Below are 5,649 nucleotides of genomic sequence, written 5' to 3' on the forward strand. Positions count from 1 at the left end.
CCGTAAGTTCTTTTGCTTGAGCCCGCGCGTTAACAGCCGGCACACCAGTAAGTTCCCGAATAGCTCGGCTGCCTGATTCGTTATCAGTTGCCGGGCCTGTAATCAGGGTCGGTAGCCAGTCTCTTTCTTCGAGCCATTTTACCGCTCCCCAAGCACCAACAGGGTCATTGGCGGCCATCATCAAGGCCTTAGGCAAAGCTTTAAGCTCTTCATCAAACAAAACGGAATCAACGCCATAACTGCCCATGATCCCATCGCCGAGCTCTAAGACAATCATATCCAACGAATGCTCAGCCAATTGGGAAATACAGCTCTTAGCAATATCGGGCACGTGCATATTCGCAGTTGAGGAATAACCAACGTCTGCAAAAGTGATAGCCTCTACGGCGCCATGGTCTCGCATCTCCAAGGCATCTCGTCTTAGGGCCACACCGGTCACTTTCGCCGCGCCAACCTTTAGACCCCGGCGAGTAGCCTCGCGAATCAAAATCGATGCAGCGCTCGTCTTGCCTGCATGCATGCAAGTTCCGGCAACAAATAAGGTGGGAGGTACATTTGCAGGTAACTTATCCACCAGTGGGACGGTTCCAGGAAAAATATTTGCCGGCACGCCCACCCGGTGACCCAGCTTTGGAAATGTCATGACAGCACCGAGTACTTCAACTCTACATGGGGGGCCCACATCTGGGTTTACGGATGTGCATTCACCAATCACTCCGCCCATATTGAGCAAATGAAGAATATCGCCCTTTTCAACTTTTTCTGGGATTCGCCCAGCGTAACCTCGCAAGGCTTCGCGAGCACCTAAAACGCCTGCCACTAAATCTCCGGCATGTACGGGCATCGTTCGGCCGTGTTCGTCCTCGAGTGTGTTGTAAACAGTCTTCGTATCTAAAACGCGCACTGCGAGCACTGTTCCCTGTTCAGCGGGAATCGGGCCACCTACGACAACTTCCTCATGAATGTTGGCGGTTCGGGTGGAAGAGGCAATTTTGTTCAATCTGATTTTCATAATTTTGTTTCCATTGAATTAATTCGAAGGGTTCTCGAGTCTTAGGCACTGCGGCGGCGTATCAAGCCTGGGATGTCGCGCTTGAGCCAACCAGCCAGGATACGGGCTCCATGCTCATCGGCGCAGGCTACAAAAACCGTGTCATTGCCTGCCAAGGTACCGAGCACACCCGCAAGTTGGGCGTCATCAATAAATTGCGCCAACATCGGAGCAGAAGCCGGAATCGTTTTAAGAACGACCATGGGTCCACTTTGCGTCGCTTGAGCGTCCGTAACGGGAACGTTTGGCGGCAAAGAGCCACTGTCGCAGACATAGATGCCATCAACTTTATGCACTTCACGAGATTTTAATTCTCGTGAAACCGAGGCCTGATTCACATCGTAACCTGCTGATTTTAAAGCAGAAACCAGCTCACCCTGGGTCTTAAAGACGCCTTGATCAATGAGCTTTATAAGTTCTTCTCGCCACATATTATGCATCCTTGCAGCATATTTAATGAATGATCAAGCATCTTACGGTGTATATTATGCAGGATATCGGCTAATTTTATGCAAAAAAAGATCTTCGCCTTCAGAACGTACGCAGGTGGTTAAATTCGTACAGCCTTTGATCTCTGGCAATTGTTTCGGGGATCGACCTTGGGCATATTGGTCGGACCGTCATGGCATGATGGTCGGAAATCATTGAGCTATCGCAGCCATATCGGTAGCAGGACCAGGCGTTTTAAGTGCAAATAGTTACGGACAGTACACAGCTGGTTCGAGCCTTTCTCGAAGCTGAAGACATCGCAGCCAATGCGAATCATCCTCTTTCATCCGCCCACCTGCTTCTTGCGTTGTTTACCTTCCCCAATCGCGCCCAGGTACTCTTGTCTGAACAAAGAATCGATGAAGAATGTATCCTAGACGCTATCCGGATGCTCGAGGATGAACCCAGACGCACTGTTCAACGCCTTCGAGAGCGAGCCCGAGAGATTGCTCAAGGCTCCGGCAGCAAGAGCACCGACTGCCTACATCTTCTGATCGGTATCACTCGGCTCCGCGATGGTTTTGCTTACCGCTTACTGGAGCGCACTGGTATTTCTCTGACTGGGCTTCGTAACAAGGCTGTAAGTTTTGTGACGCGAGAACGCTACCCCAAACGCTTTGATATTCCGCGAGCTAGCTTAAGCGCTCGGCCCATCATCACAGGACGCACCCAGCCGCCCTCTACTCGGGTTCAAGAAAAAGTTATTGAGAGCCCTGTACCAAGCCCGGCAGAACCTGCTGGCGAGCAAGATGAATTCAGCGCCTTAGAAAAAGCGGTCGAAAAAGTAGCTCAACCTAAACGCCCAGCGCCCATCGCTGAAGTGTCCACCGCTGGCCCCGAAAAAGCAGCTACCCTCGAAGAGATGGCACCTTGCTTGTATGGCTGCGGTGTTGACCTCACAGAAAGAGCCCGCAGTGGTATGCTGGATCTTGTGATTGGAAGAGACCAAGAGCTTGAGGCTCTGATTGACACTTTAGGCAAACGCCGCTCCAACAACCCAATCCTCATCGGCCCTCCAGGCGTCGGCAAAACAGCCATTGTAGAAGGACTCGCAGTTAAAATTGCGCGTGGAGATCTGGAAGTCTCTCACTTTCAAGACAAGTTCCTTTTCGCTCTCGACACCGGCTCTTTGGTTGCGGGCACAAGCCTTCGGGGCGCGTTCAGTGAACGCATGGCCACCATTAAAGAAGAGGTGGCAAAAGCCGGCGGTAAAATCATTGTCTTCATCGATGAACTCCATACGCTTATGGGCGCTGGAGCCAGTGGCGATGGCCCACAAGATGCTGCCAACGAGCTGAAAACAGCCCTGGCCCGCGGCGAGTTCCCTTGTATTGGCGCAACCACCACCGATGAATACGAAAAACACATCGAAAAAGACCCTGCGCTGGAGCGCCGGTTCACGCCAATCGATGTACAGGAACCCAGCGTCGACGAAGCCATCTTGATTCTGGAAGGCGGCATCACTGCCTATGCGGACCACCACCAGGTGGATTTCGCCCTCGACGCTGTCCATGCATCTGTGACGCTAACCCATAAATTCGTCAACGAACGCAAGCTTCCCGATAAAGCATTTCAAGTGCTTGATCTCGCTGGCTCTCGAGCCCGACGACGCGGCGATTCACATGTGCAGCGTATCGACATTGCACGGGTCGTTCACGAATGGACTCAAGTTCCCTTGGAACGTCTTGCTGAAGCTGATGGAGATCGCTTTAACCGAGCCGAAGATATCATCTCAGCAGACCTTATCGGTCACCCACATGTGGTTAAAGCGGTCTGTAATTCGATTCGCCGCGGCTTTGCCGGCTTCAATAGCAAGCGGCCAATCGGTAGCTTTCTCTTTTTGGGACCCACTGGCGTCGGCAAAACCGAGATGGTGAAGGTACTGGCTGACTTTCTCTTTGGTCGCCGCGATGCCGTCGTTAGAATCGATATGAGCGAGCTTGGGGAACAACATTCCGTGGCACGCTTAATCGGCGCTCAGCCCGGCTATGTTGGGTACGAAAAAGGCGGGCAACTTACCGAAGCTCTGCGCAAGCGACCCTTTCAGATTGTTCTCTTTGATGAGATAGAAAAAGCACACCCCGATGTTCTCAATGTACTTCTGCAAGTGCTCGATGAAGGCCATCTCACCGACAGCAAAGGCCGCCGCGTAAGTTTCTCCAACACTGTGATTGTACTCACCTCCAACCTCGGTGCTGAAGCGATCAAGGCAGCCAGTGCTCGCGCTATCGGTTTTGGCGGCAACGGCTCAGGAAGCTCGAAAAATATTGCCGGTGACGTTTTGGAAAACGCCCGTGCCCAGCTTCCTCCAGAGCTTTGGGGACGCCTCGACGAACGACTGGTCTTCCAACCGCTTACCAGAGAAGAAGTACACCAAATTGCAGATCTGCAGCTGCGAGAAAGTGCACGCACGCTCTTCTCGGAACGTGAAGTAACGCTTGAGTGGAGCGGAGATGTTCTCGACTTTCTCCTCGACAATGGCGGCTTTAGCCCAGAGCAAGGTGCTCGGGGAATGCGCCAAGCGATACAGCAATACGTAGAAGGTCCAGTGGCTGAGAAAATTCTCGAAGGTGCGATCTCATTTGGCGACACTGCTCAAATTGATTCATTCGGTGAGAATAAACTTCATATCGAAAGTATTCCTTCTGGCGACTCCACTGAACTGGTGAGTCCAGAGGTTCAGTGAAATCACTTCAGACATTTTTCATTGCTGGCGCGGGAAGCGTGGGAAGCGGACTGGCATGGGCCCTCAAAGATGCAGGGTTCAAGATCAGCGGAATCTGGAACCGTAGCCCGGAGCGGTTCACCAGAGTCTCGTTACCCAAAGATATTAAAACCTATGCAGGATACGAAGCCACAGGTCTTGCCGATGCTATGCAAGACGCTGATGTTATCGTCATTGCGATAAGTGACGATGCCATTGAGAGCACCTCTCTGGCTCTATGCTCACTGGCGCATTTTAAGTCGCAAACCCTCATCATTCACACCTCTGGCTGCATGCCCGCCCAGCAACTGCCGGCCGCCAAAGAAACCAAGCGCGGTGCACTCCATCCATTGGCAGCTCTTCCAGATACCGAGCTTGCGCGTTCAAGGCTTCGTCAGGCAACCTACGCAGTCGAAGGTGATCAAGCCACACAAGCTCTGCTTAAAGAGCTTGTTGAGAAACTCGGAGGCACAAGCTTTAGCATTCGCTCTCATGAGCGGGGCCGCTACCATGCAGCCGCGGTGATGGCCTCCAACCTCGTGGTCTCACTGCTTCAGCAAGCCCAAGAGCAAGCCGCCCTTGCCGGCCTCGACGACCCTGCCCCTCTACTCGACCTCGCCATAGGCGCACTCCAAGCCAGTAAAGAGAAAGATCTTATCCATGCATTAACCGGTCCGGTTTTACGAGGTGACCATAAAACCATTGCCAAACATCTTCAGGTGCTCGATAAAAGTGCACTGGATAGTTATTTACCCTTGTCAAAGAACGCCTTGAAAATGGCTCGGCTTCGCGGACTTTCGGCTCATGCTATCTGGGACATCGAACAACTGTTGGGACAATGGGATGAACAAGACTAATCTATGGGCGACTCTCTTACTCTTAAGTGCTGCTGGTTGTAGCCAAACCCCCGTAGAGGCTCAAATCCCTACCGGCATGGAACTTGGCTGGAAAAGCCTTCCACACCGCATTGCCGCCACTGAGCTTACAGCTGACCTTACTCAAGAAGCACCCAGTATAAGAGTTCAAAACAACGGCGGCGACTTCGGTGCGATGGACTCTACCACCGCGCATTATCAAACCATTGCGATTGCACACCCGGGATTGGTTGTAGAAGAGATTTCCGTAGACTTTATTATTGAGCCCTCTTCTTCGGAGCTCGGAGAAGATTCCTATCTTCAAACCCAACTTGTAAGTTTGCCCGAATCATTCAATGGCAGTGACAATGTCGCAATCTTCATTCGTGGTTTTCGAATTGATACCAATCTCTACGATGCGGCACCAAGTTTCCAGGAAGCTGAAAACCTACCCTACGATCCTGCGCTTGGCTTTACCACGAGCGGTTTTGCCATCGGTTCTTCAGACCCTACTCAAACCAGCGATGGCTGGACCGTTGAAGCCTTTGCCC

5 protein-coding genes are annotated in these 5,649 nt (G+C 52.1%); 3 read left to right on the forward strand and 2 right to left on the reverse strand.

Annotated elements, in window-relative coordinates; translation table 11 throughout:
* Together HOK28_07835 and HOK28_07840 are read right to left on the reverse strand one after the other, a co-directional pair.
* Positions 1-1,012: hypothetical protein (locus HOK28_07835; protein ID MBT6432983.1), on the reverse strand; the 1,012-nt coding region annotated here is incomplete at its 3' end.
* A 41-nt stretch (positions 1,013-1,053) separates the two neighbouring features.
* Entirely contained in the window at positions 1,054-1,482 is a 429-nt protein-coding gene (locus tag HOK28_07840) for an ArgR family transcriptional regulator (protein MBT6432984.1), read from the reverse strand.
* Positions 1,483-1,739: 257 nt separating this feature from the next.
* On the opposite strand from HOK28_07840, the gene HOK28_07845 reads away from it, so the two are divergent.
* From HOK28_07845 to HOK28_07855, 3 genes are all read left to right on the forward strand, one after another.
* Positions 1,740-4,226, forward strand: a complete 2,487-nt coding sequence (locus tag HOK28_07845) for an ATP-dependent Clp protease ATP-binding subunit (GenBank protein ID MBT6432985.1) — start codon at positions 1,740-1,742, stop codon at positions 4,224-4,226.
* Positions 4,223-5,101 (forward strand): DUF2520 domain-containing protein, encoded by an 879-nt coding sequence (locus HOK28_07850; GenBank protein ID MBT6432986.1) that lies wholly within the window; start codon positions 4,223-4,225, stop codon positions 5,099-5,101. The genes HOK28_07845 and HOK28_07850 overlap by 4 nt, the downstream gene beginning before the upstream one ends.
* A partial coding sequence (locus tag HOK28_07855; GenBank protein MBT6432987.1) for a hypothetical protein occupies positions 5,088-5,649 on the forward strand: 562 nt, incomplete at its 3' end. The genes HOK28_07850 and HOK28_07855, both read left to right, overlap by 14 nt.

It is taken from the genome of Deltaproteobacteria bacterium (assembly GCA_018668695.1).
GTDB lineage: Bacteria > Myxococcota > XYA12-FULL-58-9 > XYA12-FULL-58-9 > JABJBS01 > JABJBS01.